Raw genomic sequence first — 22,543 nt, forward strand, 5'->3', positions numbered from 1 at the left:
TGCGCACTCACGAGGGGTGGACCACGTGCACGGCCCGGTCGGTCCAGGTTCCGTGCGGTTCCAGGTCAAGGACCCGGACGTCGTCCGGCCGGCGATCGAGCCGCACCACGAGGTAGTCGTCGGAGAGGCGCTCCGCCATGCCCTCGCCCCACTCGACCACCACGGCAGCCGCTTCCAGCTCCGTGTCCAGGTCGAGGTCGTCCAGCTCGGACAGGTCGCCGCCGAGCCGGTAGGCGTCCACGTGCACCAGCGGCACCCCCGCCGGTCCGGCCGGGTGCACGCGCGCGAGCACGAACGTCGGCGAGCTGACCCGCCCGGACACGCCGAGCCCTTCCGCGATCCCGCGCGTCAGCGTGGTCTTGCCCGCACCGAGCGGACCGGCCAGCAGCACCAGGTCCCCCGCTCGCAGCACACGGCCGAGCGCGCGGCCGAACCGGATGGTGTCCTCGGGTTCCGATAGTTCCGTTCTCATCTGCGCCACCACCAGGTTCTGCGCGGGGATCGCCCGCCGTTCACACCGGAACACATCTGCAGCAGGTCGATCAGGTGACTGTTGACCAGCTCCGGCTGTTCCAGCTGCACCATGTGCCCGGCGCCGCGGACCCGGACCAGCTCGGCGTCCGGCAGCTCCGCGGCCATCCGTTCGGCGTGCGAGTACGGCGTGAACCGGTCGGCGTCCCCACCCACCACGAGCACGTGCGCGTGCTTCAGCCCGGCGAGGGCGGCATAGCGGTTGTGGCTGCCGAGCGTGTCGACGAAGTTCACCAGCTGGCGCACCGGGGTGATCGCCAGCATCTCCTGCGTGAAGTCCACCAGCCGCGGGCTGACGTCCCGGCTGCCGAACGCCAGCCGCCGCACCGCCTGCCGGGTGAGCTGCCCACCGGAGGCGCGCACGAACTCGACCAGGCCGGGCTGCCAGCCGGCCAGCTCACCGACGCCCCTGGTGACCGGGTTGTACTTCGACAGCAGCGATCGCGGCAGCCCACGGGCCCCCACCTCGCCCGCCGCCGTGGCGATCAGCGCCACACCACAGACCTGCTCGGCGAAGCGCTCGGGGTTCTTCTGCGCGAGTTCCATGATCACCATCGCGCCCATCGAGTGCCCCATGAGGACGATCGGTTCGTCGGCAGCCACGGCGCGCAGCACGGCGTCCAGGTCGAGCGCCAGCTGCTCGATGGTGCTGGTGTCGGTGGCCGCGGCCCCGGAGCGGCCGTGCCCACGTTGGTCGTAGTAGACCTGCCGCACGCGCGGAAGCCGGAGCGAGGCTAGGTCGCGGCGCTGAAAGTGCCAGCTCTGCTGGGACAGCGCGAAACCGTGCACGCCGACGACGGTCAGCGCGGGCCTGCCACCGTCGGCCGGGTCGATCTCGTCCACGGCGAGCGGTGTGCCGTCGTCGGCGGCGACCGTCGAGGTGCGGTCGGGAGCCAGCCGGCCGAGCGGCTCGTCGAGCAGCGGGTCCGGCCCGCTCCGGCGCCACCGGCCCGTGGTGATCGCCGCGGCGGCGGCGCCGGTGAGGACCGCGCCGATCCCGCCCGCGATGCCCAGCACCCTCGCCGACGGGCTCACCGGCCGCCCTCCCCGGTGTAGCGGCGCCGGACCCGTGGCCGGTACATGCCGGTGACGATCTCGTAGTCGATGGTGCCCAGGGTGTCCGCCCATTCACGGGCCGTCGGCTCGCCGCGCGTGCCCGCCCCGAACAGCACCACCTCGGAGCCGACGGCGGGCTCGTCGTCTCCACAGTCGACGACGATCTGGTCCATGCACACCCGGCCGACCACCGGCCGTCGCTTCCCGCCGAGCCAGACGCTCATCCGCCCGGACAGCGTGCGCGGCACCCCGTCGCCGTAGCCGACCGGCACCAGCGCCACCGTCGTGTCCCGCGCCGCCGTCCACGTGTGTCCATAGGAGACGGACTCACCCGTCTCGATCCGTTTGGTGAGCACCACGCTCGACCGCAGGGTCATGGCCGGCCGCAGATCCTCGGGCTGTGGCACGGGGTTCAGCCCGTACATCGCGATGCCGGTCCGCACGAGGTCGAAGTGCAGGTCCGGGCGGGTGAGCGTCGCCGCCGAGTTGGCCAGGTGCCGCATCGGGTCCAGTCCCGCATCCCTGGCAACGCGGTAGGCGTCGGCGAACCGCCGGGCCTGCAGGTCGATGGACGGATGACCGGGTTCGTCGGCACACGCAAGATGCGACCACACCGCGACCACGTCGAGGCCCGGCTCCGCGGCCGCGGCCTTCACCAGGGCGGGCCAGGAGTGCGGCGGGCAGCCGTTGCGGGCCAGGCCGGTGTCGATCTTGAGGTGCACGCGGGCCCGTTCGCCTGCCCGGTCCGCGGCGGCGACAACCCTGGCGAGCTCCCCTGCCGAGCTGACGGAGATGTCGACGTCCTCCGCGATGCCGGCCGTGAAGTCGACGTCCGGGGTGTCCAGCCAGCTGAGCAGGCGCGCGGTGATCCCGGCCCGGCGCAGGTCGAGGGCCTCGCCCAGTGAGCACGCGCCCAGCCAGGTCGCGCCCGCCTCGACGGCGGCACCGGCCACCGGCACGGCACCGTGGCCGTAGCCGTCGGCCTTGACGACCGCCATCGTCGCGGCGCCGGAGGCGGCCGCGCGTGCGGAAAGGAGGCCGAGGTTGTGCCGGACCGCGTCGAGGTCGATCACAACCTCGGCGCGGGGTGGCTGATCAACGCTCATGTCGGCAACGATTTTCCCACAGCCCGCGCGGCCGCCCGCCGGTGGTGGCGAGGAACACGTGCGGCTACAACTCGTGCACCAGGTCGCGCGAGTCGGCGTGCCGCTGCCGGATCCGCTCCCCCTCGGCGGCATCCGCCTCCGCGGGCTCGTCCAGTCGTACGGCGGTGTTGCCCTGCCAGGCAGGCGGTTGCGGGGTGCCTGCCAGTGCCCACGCCGCCTGCCTGGCGGCGCCGATGGCGACGTGCTCGGCCGGTTCGGGGACGACGACGGGGACGCCGAAGACGATCGGCGCGACGGCCCGCACGCTCTCCGACTGGGCGGCACCGCCGATGAGCAGCACCCGGCGCACCTCGATGCCGTGCGCGCGCACCGCGTCGAGCCCGGCGGCCAGCCCGCACAACATGCCCTCGACGGCCGCCCGCGCGAGGTTCTCCGGCGTCATGTTCGCCCTGCGCAGGCCGAACAGCGAACCGGCGGCCTCCGGCAGGTTCGGGGTCCGCTCGCCGTCGAGGTAGGGCAGCAGGGTGAGCCCGCCCGCGCCGGGGGCGGCGCTCAGCGCGAGCCGGTCGAGTTCGGTGAGCTCGACGTTGAGCAGGCGCGCCGTGGCGGTGAGGACCCTGGCGGCGTTGAGCGTGCAGGCCAGCGGCAGGAACCGCCCGGTGGCGTCGGCGAACCCGGCGACGGTGCCGGTGGGATCGGCCGGGGGCGCCTCGCTGACACCGAACACGGTGCCGCTCGTGCCGAGCGAGACGACGACGTCACCCGGCCCGAGCTCCAGCGCCAGCGCGGCGGCCATGTTGTCGCCGGTGCCCGCGGAGACCAGCTTGCCGTCCTCGGTACGCCCGGCGGACTCGGCCGGGCCGAGCACCCTCGGTAGCTCCGGGCGCCGCCCGCCGAACGCCCGCTCCAGGATGTCGGCCCGGTAGGCGCCTTTAGCGGGCGAAAAGTAGCCGGTGCCGGAGGCGTCGCCACGGTCGGTGACCGGTTCGCCGCCGACGAGGCGCCAGGTCAGCCAGTCGTGGGGCAACATGACGCGGGCCACCCGGTCGGCGAGCTCGGGCTCGTGGTCCGCCATCCAGCGCAGCTTCGTGACGGTGAAGCTGGCGACCGGGACGGAGCCCACCGCCTCCGCCCACGCCCGCGCGCCACCGAGCTCGGTGGTGAGGTCGGCGGCGGCACCGGCCGAGCGGGTGTCGTTCCACAGCAGCGCGGGCCGCACCACCTCGCCGTCGTCGTCGAGGGTCACCATCCCGTGCTGCTGACCGGCCACGCCGATGGCCGCGACGTCGTCGAGCAGGCCGTCGGTCGCCTTGTTCAACGCCGTCCACCACCGGGCCGGGTCCACCTCGGTGGTGTCCGGGTGTTCGGCGCGGCCGGTGCGCAGCACACGCCCGGTCCGCGCGTCGCAGACCATCACCTTGGTCGACTGTGTCGACGAGTCGACTCCCGCCACCAGAACTTCGTCGTTGCTGTTCATGTTCCAGAGCTTCCTACGAGCTGGATCCGGGTGTCGAATGTCCGCATCGCGTCGATCTCCTCTTCCGGTGCCGCGTCGTCGACGATCACGAGGTCGTAGTCGCCGACGTCGCCGTATGCGTAGGTGGCCGTCCTGCCGAACTTGGAACGGTCGGCCAGCAGGATGTTGCGGTTGGCCGCGGCCAGCGCGGCCTGCTTGAGCTCGGCGTAGTCCCGTACCGGGTGGTAGAGCCGTCCCCCGGCGACCGTGGTCGCCGACACGAATCCGAGGTCGGCGCGGATCCGGCCGAGTGTGGCCAGCACGTCCGGACCGGAGCACGAGTCGAACTCGGTGTAGCGGCCGCCGAGCAGGATGACCTCGCTTGTCCCGCGGTCCTCGCCGACGATCCGGGCGATCTCGAGGGAGTTGGTGACCAGCACGAGGTGTTCGAGCTCGGTGAGCCGGCGGGCCAGCGGGAACAGCGTCGTCGAGTCGTCGAGGAACACCGTCTGCCCCGGCGACACCTCGTGGATGGCGGCCGCGCACAGCGCCTCCTTCTGGGCCAGGTGCAGGCCCTCCCGGAAGCGCTTCGCCGTCTCCATGGTCAGTGCCGGATAGGCGGCGACCCGGCCCCGCAGCTTGCGCAGCAGCCTGCGGTCCGCGAGGTCGTCGAGGTCCCGGTGCATGGTCATCAGGCTCACGCCGAACCGCCCGGTGAGGTCGTCGATGCGGACCTCGCCCAGGTCGATGACCGTGCGCAGGATCTCCTGCCGCCGCTGCTCCACGGCGGCGTCGGAGGGCCTTGGCTTAGCCACGCTCGGCGATCTGTGGCAGGACCACGGCCTTGATCACGGTCTCGTCCTCGCCCGCGACGGTCAGCGCCCGCTCGACCTCCTCCAGCCCGAACCGGTGCGTGACGAGCCGGTCGAGGTCCACCTCGCCGCTCGCGGCGAGCGCGATCGCCGCCGGCCACGTGTTCGCGTAGCGGAAGGTGCCGGTCACCTCGATCTCGAAGCCCTGCACGTGGGCCAGCGGCAGCGGGATCTCGTCGCCGCCCATGCCGATCAGCACGACGCGGCCCGCGCGGCCGACGAGGCGGATCGCCTCGCTTGCCGCGGCGGGCACGCCGGAGCACTCCAGCAGGACGTCCGGCTCGTACCCGGCGTCGGCGAGCGACTCCCGGGCCACGTCGACGGTCGCCGTGGCCCGCATTTCGCGGGCAGAATGCAGCCGCGCGGGGTTGACGTCGGTGACCACGACCTCGGTCGCACCGAAGGCCCGCGCGGTCTGCGCCGCGACGAGCCCGATCGGGCCGGCGCCGGTGATCAGCACCCGCGAGCCCGGCTGGACCCGCGCCTTCCGGCAGGCCCACACGCCGACGGACAGCGGTTCGAGCAGCCCGGCCGCCTCGTCGCTCACGGTGTCCGGCACCGGGTGGGCGAACTCCTCGCGCAATACCACGTACTCGCAGAACGCGCCGTCGATCGGCGGGGTGCCGAAGAACCGCATGTCCGGGCACAGGTTGTAGCGGCCGAGCCTGCACTGGGTACAGCGCGAGCACGGCACTCCGGGTTCGAGCGCCACACGCGTGCCCGGCTCGTGCAGCCGGGCGCCGGGGCCCCGCGCGACGACCACGCCGCCGGGCTCGTGGCCCAGCACGAGCGGGCTCTTCACGACGAAGTCACCGATCCGGCCGTGCTCGTAGTAGTGGACGTCCGAACCGCAGGTGCCCACCGCCAGCACCCGGATCAGCACCTCCCCCGGGCCCGGCTCGGGCACCGGCCGCTGCTCGGTCACGATGTCGTGGACCCCGTTCAGCACGGAGACCTTCATCGATTCGGGGATGTCATTCACCGGTTACGGCTCCCAACGTCAGTCCGGTCACCAGCCAGCGGCGGACCGCGAGACCGGCGACGATCATCGGCAACACCACGATCGTGCCGATCGCGGTGAGCTGCCCCCAGTCGATCCCAGTCTGGGTCACCAGCTGGTCGGCGGCCATGGGCAGGGTCTGCGAGTTCGGCCCGCTGAACACGAGCGCGAACGCGTAGTCGTTCCAGGAGAACACCAGGCACAGCACGAAGGTGGTCACCAGGCCCGACTTCGTCAGCGGCAACACGATGTGCCGGAACGCCTGCCACCGGTTGCACCCGGCGACCAGCGCGGACTCCTCGAGCGACGCGGGCACCTGCGCGAAGAACGCGCTCATCAGCCAGATCGCGAACGGCAGGTTGAACGTCAGGTAGGCGAGGACGAGGCCGGGAATGGTGTCGATCAGCCCGGCGCCGCGGAAGAGCAGGAACAGCGGCAGCACGACCACCGCGATCGGTGCCATCCTGGTGGAGATGATCCAGAACGCGACGTGCTTCTTGCCGCGCATCCTGCTCCCGGCCAGCCCGTAACCGGCCAGCGCGCCGAGCGCGGTCGCCAGAACCGAGGAGATCCCCGCGGCGAGCACGCTGTGCAGGATGTAGGGGGTGAGGTCGTTCGCGCCGGTGAACAGGTTCGCGTAGTTGTCCAGCGTCGGCTCGAAGAACACCGTGGGTTCGGCCGAGGTGACGTCGGCGTCGGACTTGAACGACGACAGCGCCATCCACACCAGCGGCACGAGTGTCCACAGCAGAGCGACGCCGAGCAGTATCGCCACGCCGATCCGGGCGCGCCGGGGTGTGCGGTCGATCGCTGCGCCTGCGGTCATCGGGTCAGCCCCTTCCGTTCCAGGACGCCCACGAACGCGCGGGCGATCGCGATGGTCACCGCGAGCATCACGAGGCCGATCACGGCGGCGTAGCCGAGGTCGAAGAAGCGGAAGGCCGTCTCGTAGAGCCGGATCGGCACGACCTTCGTCGCGTCGGCGGGGCCGCCGTTGGTGGTGACCGCGATGATGTCGAAGTAACGGATGGCGTCCATCGACCGGATCAGCAATGCCACGAGCAGGACGCTCGAGATCGACGGCAGGATGACCGAGCGCAGCGCCTGCCAGCCGCTCGCGCCGTCGATCGCGGCGGCCTCACGCAAGGGCTGCGGTACCGAGGTGAGCCCGGCCAGCGCGATCAGCGCGATCAGCGGCGTCCACTGCCAGACGTCCATCGCGACGACCGAGATGAACGCGGAGTAGGTGCCGCCGAGCAGGTCGCCCTCGTAGCCGACGAGGCCGAGCAGCCACGAGTACAGGCCGAACGTCGAGTCGGTGAGGAACCGACCGAGCAGGCCGACGATCACCGGCGCGACGAACATCGGCAGCAGCAACAGGCTCAGCAGGGTGTTGCGCCCGCGCATGATCTTCCACAGGCACAGCGCGAGCCCGACTCCCAGCAGCATCTCCAGGCCCACGGTGAGCACGAAGAACACCAGCGTGCGCAGCCACTGCACGGCGAGATCGATGTCGGTGAAGAAGCGCGCCCAGTTCTCACCGCCGACGAAGCCGAACGACACACCGCCGAGCAGGCGGACGCGGGAGAGGCTCATCGCGATGACGGTGAACAGGGGAATGAGCGACAGCACCGCCAGCAGCAGGATGCCCGGCGCCATCATCCGCGCGTGGAACCCGAACCGCCGGCGGCGGGACGGCGACGTGCCGGTGCGCTCGGCAGGGGGTGCTTCGACGGTGAGGCTCATGCCGCCCACCCCCGATCGATGATCCGGTTGAATCGGGCCGTGCTCTCCCGCATCGCTCCGGCGGGAGAGACGTCACCGGCGAGCATCCTGGACAGCTGCGTGTAGATCGCGGTGTCGCATTCGTTCCACATCGGGATCTTCGGCCGGAGGCCGATGTTGTCGTCCTCCCATGCCGTGGTGACCGCCGGGGCGGTGAGGATGTTGGGCATGGCGCTCGGACGCTGCTCGGCGGCCCGCACCTCCGGCAGCTGGTACACCGATTCGCGGGTGGGGGTCCCGCCGCCCGCGGAGCTCTTGAGGTTGGCGAGCTGGGTTTCCGGGGAGGTGGCCCAGTTGACGAACAGCCACGCGGCCATCCGCTCGTTCGGCAGCGTGTTGCCGTTGATGGCAATGCCCGTGCCGCCGTAGATGTTGGCCGAGCGCGCCGGCCCGCGCGGCAGGGGCGCGTAGCCGAAGTCGCCGGGGCGGGCGCTCTCGTTGTCGGCGGCGTACTCGTGCCAGTTGGGACACATCGCGATCCGGCCGGAGGTCAGCGCGGGCGCGAGGCCGTTCCAGTCCCAGGTGCGCGAGGAGGGATCGGCGACCGAGAGCAGCCGCCGGTAGAACTCGGCGGCCTCGATCGCGGCGTCGCTGTCGAGGCGGCAGTCGCCGGGGTCGACGGTGCCGTACCGCCCGATCGCGTCGCCGTTGTCGAAGTAGTCGCCGCCGTGGGCCCAGAGCACGTTGGAGAAGTCGCACATCAGCGAGTCGTGCTGTTTGGCCTGGTGGCCGGTGCCGTAGGCGACGTCGTCGGTGTTGTCGTTGAACCACTGCGCGATCCGGAAGTACTCCTCCCAGGTGCGCTCGGCGCTCGGCGTGGGGTCGAAACCGAGGTCGGCCGACATCCGGTCGTGGTGCTTGGCGAACAGGTCGGCGCGGTACTGCCAGATCATCGTCGGGCAGTCGTAGGGCAGCGTGTAGACGGCCTCGCCGTCACCGAAGCGGCCCGCGGCGTCGAGCTGGGTGGTGATGAAGTCGCCGAAGCCGCCGTCGAGCCCGGGCAGGCTACTGTCGGTGGCCAGTTCTCGCAGGTCGACGAGGCCCTTCGAGTAGGGCGCGAGCACCTGGTAAGGGTCGGCGTAGATCACGTGGTACTGCGACTCACCACCGGCGAGGTCCAGTGCGACCTTCTGGACGAGCGCGGTGAGCTCGAGCGTGATGATGTTGACGTTGATGCCGGTGAGCTCGGTGAACGGCCGCAGGTTGGCGGCGATGGCGGCGGTCGGCGCCGTGTTCTCCGAGATGAAGTTGAGCGTTGTGCCCGCGAACTGTCGCCACCGGTCGTCGGTGGCGATCCGGACCGCGTCCTGCCGGCCGCCACAGGCACTCAGCAGGCCACCGCCTGCCAGGGCGGCGCCACCGGCCAGGGCGCCGCGGAGCACGGTCCGCCGGTCCAGTACCCGACGCTGGGTCATCGTTTCCTCCGGCTACCTGGTCATGAGACATGCGCTCGTGTGCATGCCAGGGCCTGCCATTCTTACCAGAGAAAGCTCGGATTGTTAACACAAAACTCGATAACTTCGGCCAGACACCGCCCCCACCGGCTGCCTTTTGCGGGCTAAATGCAGCCGGCCGGGCTGCGTGTGGTGCCTTCTGCGGGCTAAGTGCAGCGGGGTCAGGGGGCGAGGGTGCGGGCCTGGCGGACGGCATCCGGGACGGCTTCGAGGACACCGGACGCCGACACGGGGACCCCGTTCGCGGCGAGGTGGCCCGCCCGCGAGTGGACATCCGCCGCGACCCCGGCGGCGAGCCACGGATCAAGCCGCGACGCCAGCAGCGCGCCGACGAGGCCCGACAGCACGTCACCGGAACCGGCCGTCGCGAGCCAGGAGCCACGGGCGCGGTTGACCAGCACCCGCCCGTCCGGGTGGCCGACGATCGTGCAGTGCCCCTTGAGGAGTACGACGGCGTCGAAACGGCGGGCGGCGTCGAGCACCGAACGCACCCGGTCCGTGCCGGGCCTGTCACCGGCCAGCCGCTCGAACTCGCCGTCGTGCGGGGTGAGCACGAGCGGCGTATCCGGGTCGCGCGCGTCGAGCACCTCCGGATGCCTCGCGACGATCGTGATCGCGTCCGCGTCCGCGCAGACCGGCACGCCCTGGCCCAGCGCGTGCGCCAGCACGTCCCTGCCGTCGCGGCCGGTGCCGATGCCCGGGCCGACGACCCAGGACTGCACCCGGCCGGCATCGAAGATCGATCCGGTGGCCACGACCTCCGGCCAGTGCGAGCGGACCACGTCCGCCGCCGGCCCGGCGTAGCGCACCATTCCCGAGGTCGAGCGCACGGCCGCCGCGGTCGCGAGCACAGCCGCACCCGGATACGTCGCCGAACCGGCGGCGACACCGGTCACCCCCTGGGTGTACTTGTTGTCGGCCGGCCCGGGGATCGGCCACGCGGCCGCCACATCCGCGGCGTCGAGCTGGACGAGATCCGGCTCGCCCAGCTCGCCGGCCACGCCGATGTCGACAAGCGCGACGTCGCCGCAACGGTCCGGATTGAGCACGTGCACGGGCTTGAGTGCACCGAAGGTGACCGTGCACGCCGCCCGCACCGCGGGACCGTCGACCGCGCCGGTGTCCGGCTCGACCCCGCTCGGCAGGTCGACGGCCAGCACGGGAGCGCTGACGTGCTCGAGGAGCGCGGCGGCGTCCGGGCGCAGCGGTCCCTTCGCGGAGATACCGACGATGCCGTCGATCACGACGTCGGCCCGTCCGATCCACTGTGGACTCTCGGCGGCGGACAGCACACGGCCGCCTGCCCGCCGGAAGGCCGCAAGCCCTTGCGGATGCGCCTTCTCGGGCTTGAGCAGCACAGCCGAGACTCCCGCACCGCGACGGCGCAGGAAAGTGCCCGCCCACAGGGCGTCCCCACCGTTGTTGCCTGCACCGACGAGCAGGGTGACCCGCCGCCCGGATATGCCACCGGCGTGCTCGGCCAGCAGTTCCGCCGCGCGCACCGCCACCCCGAACGCGGCGCGGCGCATGAGCGCGCCCTCCGGGGTCACCGCCAGCAGGCGCCCCTCGGCCTCCCGAACGTGCTCCGTGGTCCAGATTCCCCGCACAGGGCCTGTCTACTCCACCGTCACGGACTTCGCCAAGTTACGCGGCTTGTCGACGTCGTAACCGCGGGCGCGGGCGATCTCGGCTGCGAGTACCTGCAGCGGGACGGTCGACACGAGCGGCTGGAGCAGGGTCGGCACGGCCGGCACCTCCACCAGTTCGTCCGCGAACGGCCGCACCGTCTCGTCGCCCTCCTCGGCGATCACGATCGTGCGCGCCCCGCGAGCCTGGATCTCGCTGATGTTGGACACGAGCTTGGCGTGCAGCACGGCGCGCCCCTTCGGCGAGGGCATGACGACGACGACCGGAAGGCCCTCCTCGATCAGCGCGATCGGGCCGTGCTTGAGCTCGCCCGCGGCGAAGCCCTCGGCGTGCATGTAGGCGAGCTCCTTGAGCTTGAGCGCGCCCTCGAGTGCCACCGGGAAGCCGACGTGCCTGCCGAGGAAGAGCACGGCCTTCGAGTCGGCCATGCGCCGCCCCAGCGCACGCACCTGATCCACAGTGGACAGTACCTTTTGGACGGCCGCCGGCATCGACTCGAGCTCGGCGAACTCGCGGGCCACCTCGTCCGGGTACTTCGTACCGCGGGCCTGTGCCAGCGCGAGGCCCACCAGGTAGTTGGCGGCGATCTGCGCGAGGAACGCCTTCGTGGAGGCGACCCCGATCTCCGGGCCCGCGTGGGTGTAGAGGACGGCGTCGGACTCGCGCGGGATCTGCGCGCCGTTGGTGTTGCAGACCGCGAGCACGCGCGCCTTCTGCTCACGGGCGTGCCGCACGGCCTCGAGGGTGTCGGCGGTCTCCCCGGACTGGGACACCGCGACGACCAGCGTGTCCCGGTCGAGCACGGGGTCGCGGTAGCGGAACTCACTGGCCAGCTCCACCTCGACGGGCAGCCGACACCAGTGCTCGATGGCGTACTTCGCCACGAGGCCGGAGTGGTAGGCCGAACCGCAGGCGATGACGAAGACCTTGTCGACGTCCCGAAGGTCCTGGTCGGATATGCGCTGCTCGTCGAGGGTGATGCGGCCGGAGTGGAAGTGCCCGCGCAGCGTGTTGGCCAGCGCCTCGGGCTGCTCCTCGATCTCCTTCAGCATGAAGTACTCGTGGCCGCCCTTCTCGGCGGCCGAGAGATCCCAGTCGACGGTGAACGGCTTGGCCTGTGCCGGCTCGCCGAGGAAGTCGGTGACCTCGTAGCCCTCGCGGGTGATGACGACCAGCTGGTCCTGGCCGAGTTCGACGGCCTCGCGGGTGTGCTCGATGAACGCGGCGACGTCGGAGGCGACGAACGTCTCACCGTCGCCGACCCCGACCACCAGCGGCGACGAGCGGCGAGCGGCGACGATGAGGTCGGGCTCGTCCGCGTGTGTGATGACGAGGGTGAACGCGCCTTCGAGGCGGCGGCAGACCGCGCGCACACTGGCAGGCAGGTCACCAGCGGTCTCACCGTCGGTGTAGGCGCGGGCGACGAGGTGGGCGACCGTCTCGGTGTCGGTGTCGCTGCTCAGCTCCACGCCGCTGGACTCGAGCTCCGTGCGCAGGGCGGCGAAGTTCTCGATGATGCCGTTGTGCACCACGGCGACGCGCCTGCTGGTGTCCCGGTGCGGATGGGAGTTCCGGTCGACCGGCGGGCCGTGGGTGGCCCACCTGGTGTGTCCCATGCCGGCGGTCCCGGTGAAGCGGTCGTGCCCGTTGGTCCCCAACTCGGCCTCGAGGTTGCCGAGGCGGCCCGCCTTGCGCTCGATGGTGAGGCCGCCCGCGCCGTCCAGCACGGCCACTCCTGCCGAGTCGTAACCCCGGTACTCCATTCGGCGCAGGCCACCCAGAACCACGTCCAGTGCCTGCCGGTGACCGACATATCCCACGATTCCACACACGTCCATCAGCGTAACGAGACCGGGTGACCGCCCTCCCCCGGCACGGCCGGAGGCGCATTTAGCCCGCTAAACGCACCACGCTGGCCCGGTGGAGCTGCCTTCTGCGGGCAAAAGGCAGCTCCTAGGGTCTGCTGGGTGCCGGGGGGTCGGATAGTCTCCCGCCATGGCCAGCAAGCCCAAGCAGTTGCTCGAGGAGCTTTCCTACCCCGGGCCGCACAAGGTGCTGCGCGGCGATCTCGCGCTCGTCGGGCTCCCCGGCGTCGTCTACACGCCACGCGAGGGCCGCAACCTCCCGGCCATCGCGTTCGGGCACGGCTGGCTCCAACCGCCGGGGCGCTACCGAGCACTGCTGCACCACCTCGCGAGCTGGGGCATCGTCGCGGCAGCACCGGCCACCCAGCACGGTCCCCTGCCGTCACACCGGCTCTTCGCCGCCGACCTGCGCTCGACGCTCGACATCGTGCGCGGCGTCCGCCTCGGACCCGACGGCGTCAGCGTGGACGCCGAGAAGCTCGGCGCCGCGGGCCACTCGATCGGCGGTGGCGCCGCCGTGCTCGCCGCGGCAGCCGAAGGGGAGCCCACGATCCGCGCCGTCGCGACGATCGCGGCCGCCCAGACCATGCCCCCGGCCAGCAACGCCGCCCGCACGGTGGACGTGCCCGGACTCCACCTCGCCGCGAGCGGTGACCTCGTGGCACCGGCCGCGGGCAACGCCGAGGCCATCACCAGGGCCTGGGCAGGCCCGGTTCAGCTGCGGACCATCCCGAAGTCGACGCATCTCGGCGTCACCGAGGGCTCGCACTGGAGCCAGCTGCTACTGCACGGCAAGCCGCACCGAGCCACCCAACGGGTCGTGCGTTCCCTCTTCACGGCCTTCTTCCTCACCGAGCTGACCGGGACCGGCACCTACCGCCCGCTCCTGGAGGCCGACCTCAAGGCCGCACCGATCAGCCACGACAGCCACCTCGCCGTCAGCTGAGCACCCGGAACAGCCCACAGCCCACGGTCCCGTCCTCGTCCAGCGCCGTCGCCAGCCCCAGCCCTGGCGCCTCCAGTAGCGCGGCGACCTGAAAAGGCCCGATCGCCGCGCCCACGTCGCCGATCACCTCGGCCGGCGACAGCACCGTCGCGGGCGGCCTACCGAGGACCGCCTCGACCGCAGCCGATTCGGTTACCGCGAACTCCCCCTCGGCCGCCGACAGCGCGTGTGCCCCCACGTCGCCGGGCCCCACCCCGGCCCGCTCGAGCACCCGCCGCACGCATTCGGCCAGCGGTCCGGCCACCTCCCCGGCGACGGCGATCCGCGTCTCGATCCCGAGCACCTCGGCCAGCGGCCGGCGGCCGGCATCCGCCGGCTCGACGAGCAGCATCGCGGCACCTTCACCGAGCACCCGCCGGCCACCGCGGTGCCGTTCCAGCCAGGCCCGGGCGGTGCTGTACTCCTCGACCGCACCACACACCACCGCACCGGCCCGCCCGGTGGTGAGCAGCCGCGAGGCGTACCGCAGCACGCTGAGCCCGGACATCCGGCCGCCGGCGATGCTCGTGTTCGGCCCGGTGAGCCGGTGCCAGATCGCGCACTGGCTCGCGGCGCTGTTCATCAGCGCGAACGGCATCGAAGCCGGGTTGACGAAGTAGGGCCTGCGCCTGGTCAGCGAGTCACGGGTGAAGTCGAACTGGGTCTGCGCGCTGCCCGATGTGGTGCCCAGCACGATGCCCGCGCCGGTGTCCACGTCGACCTCCGCCAGCAGTTCGCCGACGGCACCGATCGCCAGGCCGCTCGCCCGGTCCATCGAGCCGGTGCCCTTCCTGCCCAGCGCGTGCTCGATGTCGAAGGCGGACGCGAGGAACGCTCGTGTCCCCGGCTCCGGCCCGTCCAGCACACTCGACGACGCCCACCCCCGCTGCATTCCGCCCGCAAAAGGCGCTCGGCCGACGCCGCACGCCGAGATCGCCGACCAGGCGGTGATCACCGCGGTCATCCGCGTCATCGCTTCCCCAGGAGGACGACGGCGTTGTTGCCGCCGAAGGCGAGCGCGTTGTTCTGCACGATCCGCAGGTCGGCCTCCACCGCCTCGTTGGGCACACAGTCGATGCCGCACTCGGGATCGGTCTCACCGTGGTTGATCGTCGGCGGGATGAACCCGCGGGAGATCGCGAGCGAGCACGCGGCCGTGCCGAGCGCACTCGCGGCGCCCATGGTGTGTCCGAGCATCGATTTCACCGACACCGTGCGTGGCGGCCGGGGCCCGAAGACGGCCTGGATGGCCCTGCACTCTGTCACGTCGTTGGACTTCGTACCGGTGCCGTGGGCGGAGATCAGATCGACGTCACCTGGCTCGACACCGGCGTCGTCCAGCGCGAGCTCCATGCAGCGCCGCACGCTGTCGCCGTCGGGCGCGACCTGGTGGTGGGCGTCGCAGTTCAGCCCGTAGCCGAGGATCTCGGCGTAGCCGTGGACACCCCTGGCCAGCGCGGATTCGAGCGGCTCCAGCAGGAGCACGGCGGCGCCCTCGCCGGTGAGGATGCCGCGGCGGTCCTTGTCGAAGGGCCGGCAGCACTCGGGGTCGACCGCGCCGAGCCGGTAGAAGCCGGTGAACGTCATCCGGCACATGGCATCGGCGCCGCCGCAAAGCGCGAAGTCGGCCTCTCCGGTGCGGACCGCGTCGAAGGAGTCGCCGATGGCGTAGTTGCCGGCCGCACACGCCGTCGCGATTGTCGACGTGTCGACATCGCTGAGGGCCAGTTCGCGGGCCACCCCCACCGCGAGCCTGCTCGCGGGCATCCGGCGCGCGGCGACGGGGTCCATCGCCGCGTGGCCCGAGGCCACGGCCGTCGCGGCGAGCCGCTCGCCGTCGTCAGACCCGCCGTCGGTGGTGCCGATGGAGACCGTGCCGTGCCGCCGCCGGAGCTCGTCCTCACCGAGCCCGGCGTCGGCCAGCGCCATCCGCGCGGAGGCGATGGTGAAACCGCCGGCCCGGCCGACCTCGTCGAGCCGCACCCGCCTGATCCAGTCTCCCGGGTCGAAGCCGGTGACCTCGCATCCCATGGCATGCGCGAACCCGGTCGTGTCGAACGCCCCGATCGGGCGGGCACCGCTGCGCCCGGCACGGAGGCCGTCCGCGAAGGCCGCCACCCCGACACCGATGCTGGACACGACACCGATCCCGGTGATCACGACCCGGCGCATCGCTCAAGCGTCCAGCGCGGCGCTCAGCACGTCGTAGACGCCACGAAGGTTGACGAGCCGCTCGATCTCGTCCTCGTCGATCTCGACGTCGAACTCGATCTCCAAATGGGCGAGCAGCTCGATCAGCTTCATCGAGTCCGCCTCCAGGTCGTCGGTGAACAGGTCGGTCTCGCCGACCTGGCTCTCCTCGACCTCGAGCACCCGGCACACGAGCTGCTTGATCTCGTCGGCCCGCTGTGTGACCTGCGCGTTCATTTCATCCAGCTGTTGTTCGAGAAGTCGTCGTCGTCGAACGAGTCGCGCCGGGCGTGCCGGGGTGCCCGCCGGGGCGGCGGGGGCGGCGGTGCGGGCGCCGCGGGTTCCGGCTCGGGCGGCGGCGCGACCGCGCGGGAGAACTTGCGCTGCTGCTGTGGTTCCGGCTGCGGCTCGGCGGCAGGGGCCGGCTGTGCTGCCGCCGCCGCTGGCGGTGGCGGCGGGGCGGCGGGACCCGCGGGCCCGGGAGCCGGGGCGTAGGCGGCCAGCTCGTCCGCGGGCCGCTCGTCCTCCTCCGGCCCGAAGCCCATCACGAGGTCCTTGTCCGACAGCGCCTTCTCGGTGGCCCAGCCACCGGCCTCCTTCTGCCTGCGCCCGAGCTCGCCGAGATGCTCGGCGACCTTCTCGGCGACCTTTCCCTGTGCCTGGAGACTCTCCTTCGACTGCTGCTTGGCGGCCTCCGCACTGCGTTCTCGCAGCGCGCGACGGTCCGCCATCTCCCGGCTGATCTGCCCCAGTCGGGAGACGGCCGCCGCGGCCTTTCCCTCGGCCATCCGGCCTCCTCGTGTCCTGTGTCGACGCTTCCGTCACCGGTCGTAGCGGATCGATCGGTCGCCGTCGTCGTCGAGCGAACCACTGATCCGGCTGGCCGCACCACCGGTGTCGAAGACACCGCCGTCGATGCGGTACGGGTTCGAGCGTTCCTGGTCGCCGCCGCCCTGGCCGCCACCACCGCCGCCCATCGCTCCCATGCCGCCACCCATCATGCCCATACCGCCACCGCCGCCACCCGCGCCGCCCTGCGGGGACGCCGCCGCCATCGGCTCGGCCATGCCACCCGGTGCGGCCCCGAGACCCGCGCCCGAAGAAGCGGAATCCGTGCCGACACCGGACTGCGCACCGGCATTCAGCGCGTCACCGCCGGCATCACCGGCACCGCTCGCCGCCGGCGCGCCACTCATATCGCCGCCGCCACCACCGACTCCGGCACCGACAGCACCGCCACCGGCTCCACTTCCGGCGGCTCCGGCGGCTCCGGCCGCCACGGTGTCGGCACCGGACGGGCCACCACCCGCGCCCGGAGCGGCCGCGGCGGCTCCGTCGCCGCCCGCCGGGACACCGACGTCGGGCGCACCACCGTCGGGGCCACCCCGCGCCGTGAACGGGTTCTCCCCGGCCGCCGGCATCGTCCCGATCCGCTCGCGCGGCATACCACCGCCCGCGCCACCGGCGCCGCCCTGGCCCTCCGCCTCACCGAGCGTGTAGGTCGTCGGCTCGCCGTTGCCGTCGTCAACGGTGACCACGGTCGGCCCGTCCGGCCCGTCGGGCTGCTCGGCCGTGATCCGCAGGGGCCCGTCCTCGATGTGGATCTTGCCGTCGGGTCCGGGACGGTGGACCTCGTCTCCTTCGCCCTGCGGCCCGAAGTCCTCGCCCTGCCCTTCCTCGCTCGGCCCTTCCTCACCGAAGTCGAGCTGGTAGTCCTTCGGCTCCCCTGAGCCGTCGTCCACCGAGATGCCCATCTTGCCGTCGGCGTCCGGCTCGGTGAGTTCGAGCTTGTGATCGCCCTTCTCCACGGTGACCGTGTCCTGGCCGTCCCCGGTGTCCTTGATGGCCTCGCCGGTCGCCGGATCGATCGGGTACGGCTCGCCCGTCTCCGGGTTCAGCTCCAGATCCTCGCCCGTGACCGGGTTCTTGCCGGGAGCTCCGGCCTCCGGCGTCTCGGCTTCCGGCTTGTCCATCTCGGGTGGCGGCGGGGTACCGCCACCGCCGCCGCTGGGCCCACCACCACTCGGGCCACCGCCGCTGGGCCCACCCGGTCCCTGCGGCGCGGACGGGGTCGACGGCTGCTGCTCGCCAGGGCCCTGCGGGCCCGGGACCTCCGGCCGGCCCGTCGACTCCGGGAACTCGTTCTCGTACTCCTTGAGGTAGTTGTTCAGCGTCTCCCAGGCGGTGTCCACCGCCTCGAGCGTGTCGTCGCAGATCTGCTTGAACCGCAGGTAGCGTCCCTGGGCGCCGCTGTTGCCGTAGAAGTCGACGTTGAACGACTGGCGGATCCACTTCTTGCACTCGGTGATCGTCACCGTCTTGTTCTCTTGGTTGAGATCGCAGTCGTCGGCGCGGATCGTGGCTTCGAGGTTGCTGCCGCACTCCGCGTCCACCCAGGCCGCGACCTCGAGCACCTGGTCCTGCGAGTCGAAGTCGCCGTTGGCCAGCGTGACGACCTTCCGGGCCATGTCCGGTGTGGCGCTGCCCACCGTGGCGCTGTGCAGCGCGAGCACCTCGTCGGCCTTGGCCTTGCAGGCCTCGTAGATGGTCTGCACGGCCGTCTCGATGACCTCGGCGCCACCGCTGAGGTACTCCAGCAGCGTCGCCGTGTTGGGGGCGATGTCCTCGCTGTACTTCTGGTAGGACGCGTCGGCACCGGCGCCGGTCCAGTCCTTGTAGAGCGAGTTCAGGCTCGACTCGCCGGTGCGCTGCAGTTCCTCCAGCACGCCGTGAGCCTCCCGCAGCCGCGCGGCCTCGTCGAGGAACTTCTGGAAGTCGATCCCCCGCTGCTCGTCGAACCGCTTCTGGATGTCGGCCTGGAAGTCCAGCGGGCCCTCGACCCCGCGGGAGTCGGTGGGGATCTCGGCGTCGATCGGGATGAACTCCTGGAACACCGCGAGCGCGGGTTCGGCGAGGTCGAACAGCTCGTCGGAGGTCGTGACGCCACCGGTACCCGCGCCGGGAGCGCGGGCGTTGTCGAGTTCGCCCTGGTTGCCGTCGATCTGGTCCTGGACCTGGCGGGAGTGGTAGCCGCCCTCCTCCGACTCCGCCTTCGCCTGCTCGTAGACGGTGTCGGTCGGCATCCACTGCGCGCCGTGGATGTCGCCGTGGCTCAAGTCGTACTTCTCGTAGTACTCGCCGAACTCGGGGTTGGTCTCGGCCACCAGTCCGGGCCCGCCGAACTCGCCGCCGTTCTCATGGGCGTAGGAGGCGAGCAGCAGCTCCTTCTGGTCCGCCGAGACGTAGGGGTCGTCGAGCAGCGGCTTGATCTCTTCCCAGGTCTTGCTCACATTCCGCTCCCCGACTGCGTGGCGGCCGCCGCCTGGTCGGACTCGGCCGCGTCGTACGACTTGCCCGCGCTGCCGATCTGCTGGGCGAGCCCGGTCAGCGAGTTGCACATCGCGGTGGCCCCGGTGCCGAGCTGCTCGATCGCGGCGGTGTAGTCCGCGGCCCACTTCGTGTGCTCGGTACCGAAGTCCGCCTCGCTGACTTTCGCGGGTTTAACGTCCTTGACGTCCTTCGCGGCGTCCTCAGCGGCATCGTGGATGGTCTTCGCCTGGCTCGCCATCGCGCCGGTGTCGGCGGTGTACCCCTCGGGCGGCGCCACTCCGCTGGTCGGTGCCGATGACGTCGACGATGTACTCGGCGGCGGTGTGGGCACGGCGGCTTCCCCTCAGTCGATGCTCCCGGTGGTTCTCGCCCCTACGACGCACGCGGCCGGATCCCGGTGCCGTCGCTAATGCACAGAATGTACCGATGCGCAGGTCGGCGCGCACCGAATTCGGACATTTGCGAATCGAAACCGTAGGTCAGTCGGTGACCCAGTCGGTCTCCGCGAAGTCGTCGTCGTCCGGCCGTGGGCCACTGCGGGCGGGAGACGCGTCCGGGCGTCGTGGCGGTGCCGCGACAGGTTGCGTGCCGAGCTCGGCGTCCTCGAAGCCGAAGTCCGTCTCCTCGTTCGGATCGGCGCGCGCGGCGGTCGCCCACCCGCCGGCCTGTTCCGCCCGCCGCTGAAGCTGCCTGGTCTCCTCCAGGTCGCGTCGCGCGGCCGCCGCACGCTTCTCCCGTTCGGCGGCCGCAGCGGCCTCCGCCCCGGCCACTCGCCGGTCGCGCAGCAGCCGTCGTTCTCGCAGCTCCCGCGCGGTCGCCGCCTGTGCGGCCCGTGCGGCGCTCAGGCGCTCGGCCACGTTCATCGTCGCCTCCTGATCACCGCTCGAATCGGACCGCTCGTTCGGCGCCCTCGTCCAGCGAACCGCTGATGCGCACGGCGGCCTCGTCCCCGCCGAACAGGTCCAGCGCGATGCGTTTTGCGGGCGAAAGGCGCTCGCCGTCGCCGCTGGCGCCTCCCCCACCGCCCCCACCGGCTCCGCCGGCCACGCCCGCGCCGGCCGGCTCGTTTCCGCCGGGTGCGGTGCCGAGCCCGGCCCCGGAGACCTCCGGGCCGGCCTCGCCGGAGAAGAGGTCGCCCGCGGTGAACGCCTGCGGCGTGGTGGCCTGCTCCGCGCCGGGCGCCGCCTCCGTGTCCGTCTCTCCGGTGTCCTCGGTGAGCGTGTAGGTGGCGGGCTCGCCGGTCCCGTCGTCGACCGTGACCACCGTGGCCCCGTCCGGACCGTCCGGCTGCTCCGCCGCCACCCGGAGCTCACCCTCCTCGATATGGATCACGCCGTCGGGCCCGGGCCGGTGCACGGCATCGGACGGGCCGGGTTCCTCGGCAGGTGCCGGGTCCTGTTCTCCTTCGGGAACGGGTTCCGCGGTGCCGCGCTCGCTCGCGCCGAAGTCGAGAACGAACTCCTTCGCCGTACCGGAGCCGTCGTCGAGGGAGATCGTCATGGTGCCTTCGGGGCCGGGCTCCGAGAACGACAGCTCGACGCCGCCCCTGGCCACCGTGAAGGTCTGCGGTTCGTCGCCGGGCATGGGCACGTCGGTGACCGTTTCCGGTGCGGCGGCGGGTTCCGTTGCCGCCGGTGCGGTGGGGGCACCGGCCGGTGGTTCCGGTGCGGGTGGCGGAGAAGGTGCCGGTGGCGGTGGTGCCACGGTCGGCGTCGGGGACGGTGCCGCGGCCGGTGGTGCGCCGGCGGACGCGGTCGCGGGCACCCCACCGGTCGGCTGCGGGGCCGCCGGGGCCTTGGCCACGGGTCCGCTCTGGGTGAAGGCGTTGACGTAGCCGTCCATGAACCGGGCCAGCTGATGCCAGTGGCCGTCGATGGCCTCGTTGGCGGTTCGGCACAGCTCGTCGAAGGCGTCCAGCAACGGCCGGAACTCGGCCGTGAACTGCTCGCACCACGCCTGGCACAGCGGCACGACGAAGGCGAGCACGGCGGCGTCTCCGACCGCCCCGTTGCGGCCTACCTCGGCGAGGTCGACGCCCCACTGCGCCTGGAAGAACGCCACGGCGGTGTCGAACTCCGCGGGCGAGTGCTCCGGGCCGCCCGGTGCGACCCTGGCGATCGCCCTTGCAGTGTCGAGCGGCGCGCCGGCGACGGTGGGCCGGATCAGCTGCAGTGCCGCGTCGACCTTGTCCCTGAGCACGTCGTGGATGGCGGAGAGCGTCTCCGGGATGAACTGCAGCGCGCCGTCGAGGTGGTCGAGCAGTTCCTGCGCGTCCGGTTTGATCCCCTCGTCGAGTTTCGCGCGGGCGGCGGTGGCCCCGGCGCCCTGCCATTGGCCGAACAGCGTGTTCAGCTCGGCCTGCGCGGCGTCCATCGTCTGCTGGACGGTGTCGCGGGCCCGGGCCAGGTCGGCGGCTTCGTCGCAGAACGCGCGGAAGTCGATGCCGCGGTTCTCGTGAAAGCGGTCCCAGATGGTGCTCATGTAGTCGACCCGGCGACCGTCGCCCGCGTTCCACACCTGGTCGATCCAGGTGGCGAAGAAGTCGAGCGCGGGCTTGGCGAGGTCGAGAACCTCGTCGGAGCCACGGACGCCACCAGTGCCACCGACCTCGGGCGGCCGTTGGGCGTCCAGCCGGTCGTAGGCCTGCTGCCTGGCGTCGTCGGCGGCGTCGCCCGCCCGCGCCTCCCCGAGAGCCTGCTCCCGAATGGCGTCGTAGTCACCGTGGGTGCCGACGCCGACGACGGTCGATCCGGGCTCGGCCGCGGCGGCCAGCCTCGCCTTGGTCTGCGCGCAGATGTGCGGGCTGGCCATGAGGTCGTCGTACTCTTTGCGACGCGGGTCGCCTTCGGGGTACAGCAGCGGGCTGATCGCCATCAGAGCTGACCACCCTGCCTGGTGACGGTCGTCCCGGTAGAGCCCTCGGCGGCGGTGTAGCTCCGTCCGGCGGCTCCGATGCCCCCGGCGAGGGAGCCCAGCTCGGCGGACAGCCCCTGTAGCGCCGCGCCGATCTGCTCGATCCCGGCGCTGTAGCCCTGGAAGTGCTCGGAGTGGATGCGCCCGAACTGCTCGGCGGTGAGCTGCGTGGGCGCCACCTTGGTGGCCACTGCGGCGGGCTCCTCCACCGCTTCGGACAGGCGGACCTGCGCGCCTGCCATCGCCTCCGGGTCAGCGGTGTAACCACCGTTCGACATCGCTCCCCCTCACGTTCCGTACGCTCACGGTTTCACACGGAATGTACCGATCGCCCGTGTTCTGCGCAGACGTTC

General features: G+C 71.8%; 21 protein-coding genes. 1 reads left to right on the forward strand and 20 read right to left on the reverse strand.

Annotated features, from left to right (window positions below; genetic code table 11):
* Positions 1 to 7: 7 nt before the first annotated feature.
* From tsaE to glmS, 11 genes are all read right to left on the reverse strand, one after another.
* Positions 8 to 472 (reverse strand): tRNA (adenosine(37)-N6)-threonylcarbamoyltransferase complex ATPase subunit type 1 TsaE, encoded by a 465-nt coding sequence (gene tsaE / locus JAP66_RS25400; RefSeq protein WP_210770627.1) that lies wholly within the window; start codon positions 470 to 472, stop codon positions 8 to 10.
* Positions 469 to 1,566 carry an alpha/beta fold hydrolase gene (locus JAP66_RS25405; protein ID WP_199434371.1) on the reverse strand — a complete coding sequence of 366 codons (1,098 nt, stop codon included), beginning with the start codon at positions 1,564 to 1,566 and terminating at the stop codon, positions 469 to 471. The genes tsaE and JAP66_RS25405 overlap by 4 nt, the downstream gene beginning before the upstream one ends.
* Positions 1,563 to 2,693 carry an alanine racemase gene (gene alr / locus JAP66_RS25410; RefSeq protein ID WP_199434372.1) on the reverse strand — a complete coding sequence of 377 codons (1,131 nt, stop codon included), beginning with the start codon at positions 2,691 to 2,693 and terminating at the stop codon, positions 1,563 to 1,565. The genes JAP66_RS25405 and alr overlap by 4 nt, the downstream gene beginning before the upstream one ends.
* 64 nt (positions 2,694 to 2,757) lie before the next feature.
* Positions 2,758 to 4,170, reverse strand: a complete 1,413-nt coding sequence (xylB, locus tag JAP66_RS25415) for a xylulokinase (protein ID WP_199434373.1) — start codon at positions 4,168 to 4,170, stop codon at positions 2,758 to 2,760.
* A complete protein-coding gene (locus JAP66_RS25420) occupies positions 4,167 to 4,964 on the reverse strand; it encodes a DeoR/GlpR family DNA-binding transcription regulator (protein ID WP_199434374.1) in 798 nt (265 codons plus the stop codon). Before JAP66_RS25420 ends, xylB begins: the two co-directional genes overlap by 4 nt.
* The gene (locus JAP66_RS25425; protein ID WP_307849718.1) at positions 4,957 to 5,994 is read right to left on the reverse strand and encodes an NAD(P)-dependent alcohol dehydrogenase; all 1,038 of its coding nucleotides are present in this window, start codon (positions 5,992 to 5,994) and stop codon (positions 4,957 to 4,959) included. The genes JAP66_RS25420 and JAP66_RS25425 overlap by 8 nt, the downstream gene beginning before the upstream one ends.
* A gap of 1 nt (position 5,995) precedes the next feature.
* Positions 5,996 to 6,847 (reverse strand): carbohydrate ABC transporter permease, encoded by an 852-nt coding sequence (locus tag JAP66_RS25430; RefSeq protein WP_199434375.1) that lies wholly within the window; start codon positions 6,845 to 6,847, stop codon positions 5,996 to 5,998.
* Entirely contained in the window at positions 6,844 to 7,767 is a 924-nt protein-coding gene (locus JAP66_RS25435) for a carbohydrate ABC transporter permease (RefSeq protein WP_210770629.1), read from the reverse strand. Before JAP66_RS25435 ends, JAP66_RS25430 begins: the two co-directional genes overlap by 4 nt.
* The gene (locus JAP66_RS25440; protein ID WP_199434377.1) at positions 7,764 to 9,221 is read right to left on the reverse strand and encodes an extracellular solute-binding protein; all 1,458 of its coding nucleotides are present in this window, start codon (positions 9,219 to 9,221) and stop codon (positions 7,764 to 7,766) included. The genes JAP66_RS25435 and JAP66_RS25440 overlap by 4 nt, the downstream gene beginning before the upstream one ends.
* Positions 9,222 to 9,421: 200 nt before the next feature.
* The gene (locus JAP66_RS25445) at positions 9,422 to 10,867 is read right to left on the reverse strand and encodes an NAD(P)H-hydrate dehydratase (protein WP_199434378.1); all 1,446 of its coding nucleotides are present in this window, start codon (positions 10,865 to 10,867) and stop codon (positions 9,422 to 9,424) included.
* A 9-nt stretch (positions 10,868 to 10,876) separates the two neighbouring features.
* The gene (gene glmS / locus JAP66_RS25450; protein WP_199434379.1) at positions 10,877 to 12,739 is read right to left on the reverse strand and encodes a glutamine--fructose-6-phosphate transaminase (isomerizing); all 1,863 of its coding nucleotides are present in this window, start codon (positions 12,737 to 12,739) and stop codon (positions 10,877 to 10,879) included.
* 163 nt (positions 12,740 to 12,902) lie between these two features.
* Between glmS and JAP66_RS25455 the strand changes: the two genes are divergently transcribed.
* Positions 12,903 to 13,718, forward strand: coding sequence for a dienelactone hydrolase family protein (locus JAP66_RS25455; protein WP_199434380.1), 816 nt, complete (start codon positions 12,903 to 12,905; stop codon positions 13,716 to 13,718).
* Here JAP66_RS25455 and JAP66_RS25460 read toward each other — a convergent pair.
* The 9 genes from JAP66_RS25460 to JAP66_RS25500 all read right to left on the reverse strand — a co-directional run bounded on the left by JAP66_RS25460 (position 13,711) and on the right by JAP66_RS25500 (position 22,468).
* On the reverse strand, positions 13,711 to 14,730 hold the full coding sequence (locus JAP66_RS25460; RefSeq protein ID WP_235999433.1) for a beta-ketoacyl synthase N-terminal-like domain-containing protein: 1,020 nt from the start codon (positions 14,728 to 14,730) through the stop codon (positions 13,711 to 13,713). The genes JAP66_RS25455 and JAP66_RS25460 overlap by 8 nt on opposite strands.
* Positions 14,727 to 15,929 (reverse strand): beta-ketoacyl-[acyl-carrier-protein] synthase family protein, encoded by a 1,203-nt coding sequence (locus tag JAP66_RS25465; RefSeq protein WP_199434381.1) that lies wholly within the window; start codon positions 15,927 to 15,929, stop codon positions 14,727 to 14,729. Before JAP66_RS25465 ends, JAP66_RS25460 begins: the two co-directional genes overlap by 4 nt.
* A gap of 3 nt (positions 15,930 to 15,932) precedes the next feature.
* Positions 15,933 to 16,184: an acyl carrier protein gene (locus tag JAP66_RS25470; protein WP_199434382.1), complete on the reverse strand. Its 252-nt coding sequence runs from the start codon at positions 16,182 to 16,184 to the stop codon at positions 15,933 to 15,935.
* Positions 16,181 to 16,735 carry a hypothetical protein gene (locus JAP66_RS25475; RefSeq protein ID WP_199434383.1) on the reverse strand — a complete coding sequence of 185 codons (555 nt, stop codon included), beginning with the start codon at positions 16,733 to 16,735 and terminating at the stop codon, positions 16,181 to 16,183. The genes JAP66_RS25470 and JAP66_RS25475 overlap by 4 nt, the downstream gene beginning before the upstream one ends.
* A 33-nt stretch (positions 16,736 to 16,768) precedes the next feature.
* Positions 16,769 to 19,237, reverse strand: coding sequence for a WXG100 family type VII secretion target (locus tag JAP66_RS32780; protein WP_199434384.1), 2,469 nt, complete (start codon positions 19,235 to 19,237; stop codon positions 16,769 to 16,771).
* Positions 19,234 to 19,608 (reverse strand): hypothetical protein, encoded by a 375-nt coding sequence (locus JAP66_RS25485; protein WP_307849715.1) that lies wholly within the window; start codon positions 19,606 to 19,608, stop codon positions 19,234 to 19,236. Before JAP66_RS25485 ends, JAP66_RS32780 begins: the two co-directional genes overlap by 4 nt.
* A 148-nt stretch (positions 19,609 to 19,756) precedes the next feature.
* The gene (locus JAP66_RS25490; RefSeq protein ID WP_199434385.1) at positions 19,757 to 20,140 is read right to left on the reverse strand and encodes a hypothetical protein; all 384 of its coding nucleotides are present in this window, start codon (positions 20,138 to 20,140) and stop codon (positions 19,757 to 19,759) included.
* 13 nt (positions 20,141 to 20,153) lie between these two features.
* Positions 20,154 to 22,151, reverse strand: coding sequence for a WXG100 family type VII secretion target (locus JAP66_RS25495; protein WP_199434386.1), 1,998 nt, complete (start codon positions 22,149 to 22,151; stop codon positions 20,154 to 20,156).
* On the reverse strand, positions 22,151 to 22,468 hold the full coding sequence (locus JAP66_RS25500; RefSeq protein WP_235999434.1) for a hypothetical protein: 318 nt from the start codon (positions 22,466 to 22,468) through the stop codon (positions 22,151 to 22,153). Before JAP66_RS25500 ends, JAP66_RS25495 begins: the two co-directional genes overlap by 1 nt.
* Between the last annotated feature and the right edge of the window lie 75 nt (positions 22,469 to 22,543).

This window comes from Qaidamihabitans albus (assembly GCF_016464705.1).
GTDB lineage: Bacteria > Actinomycetota > Actinomycetes > Mycobacteriales > Pseudonocardiaceae > Qaidamihabitans > Qaidamihabitans albus.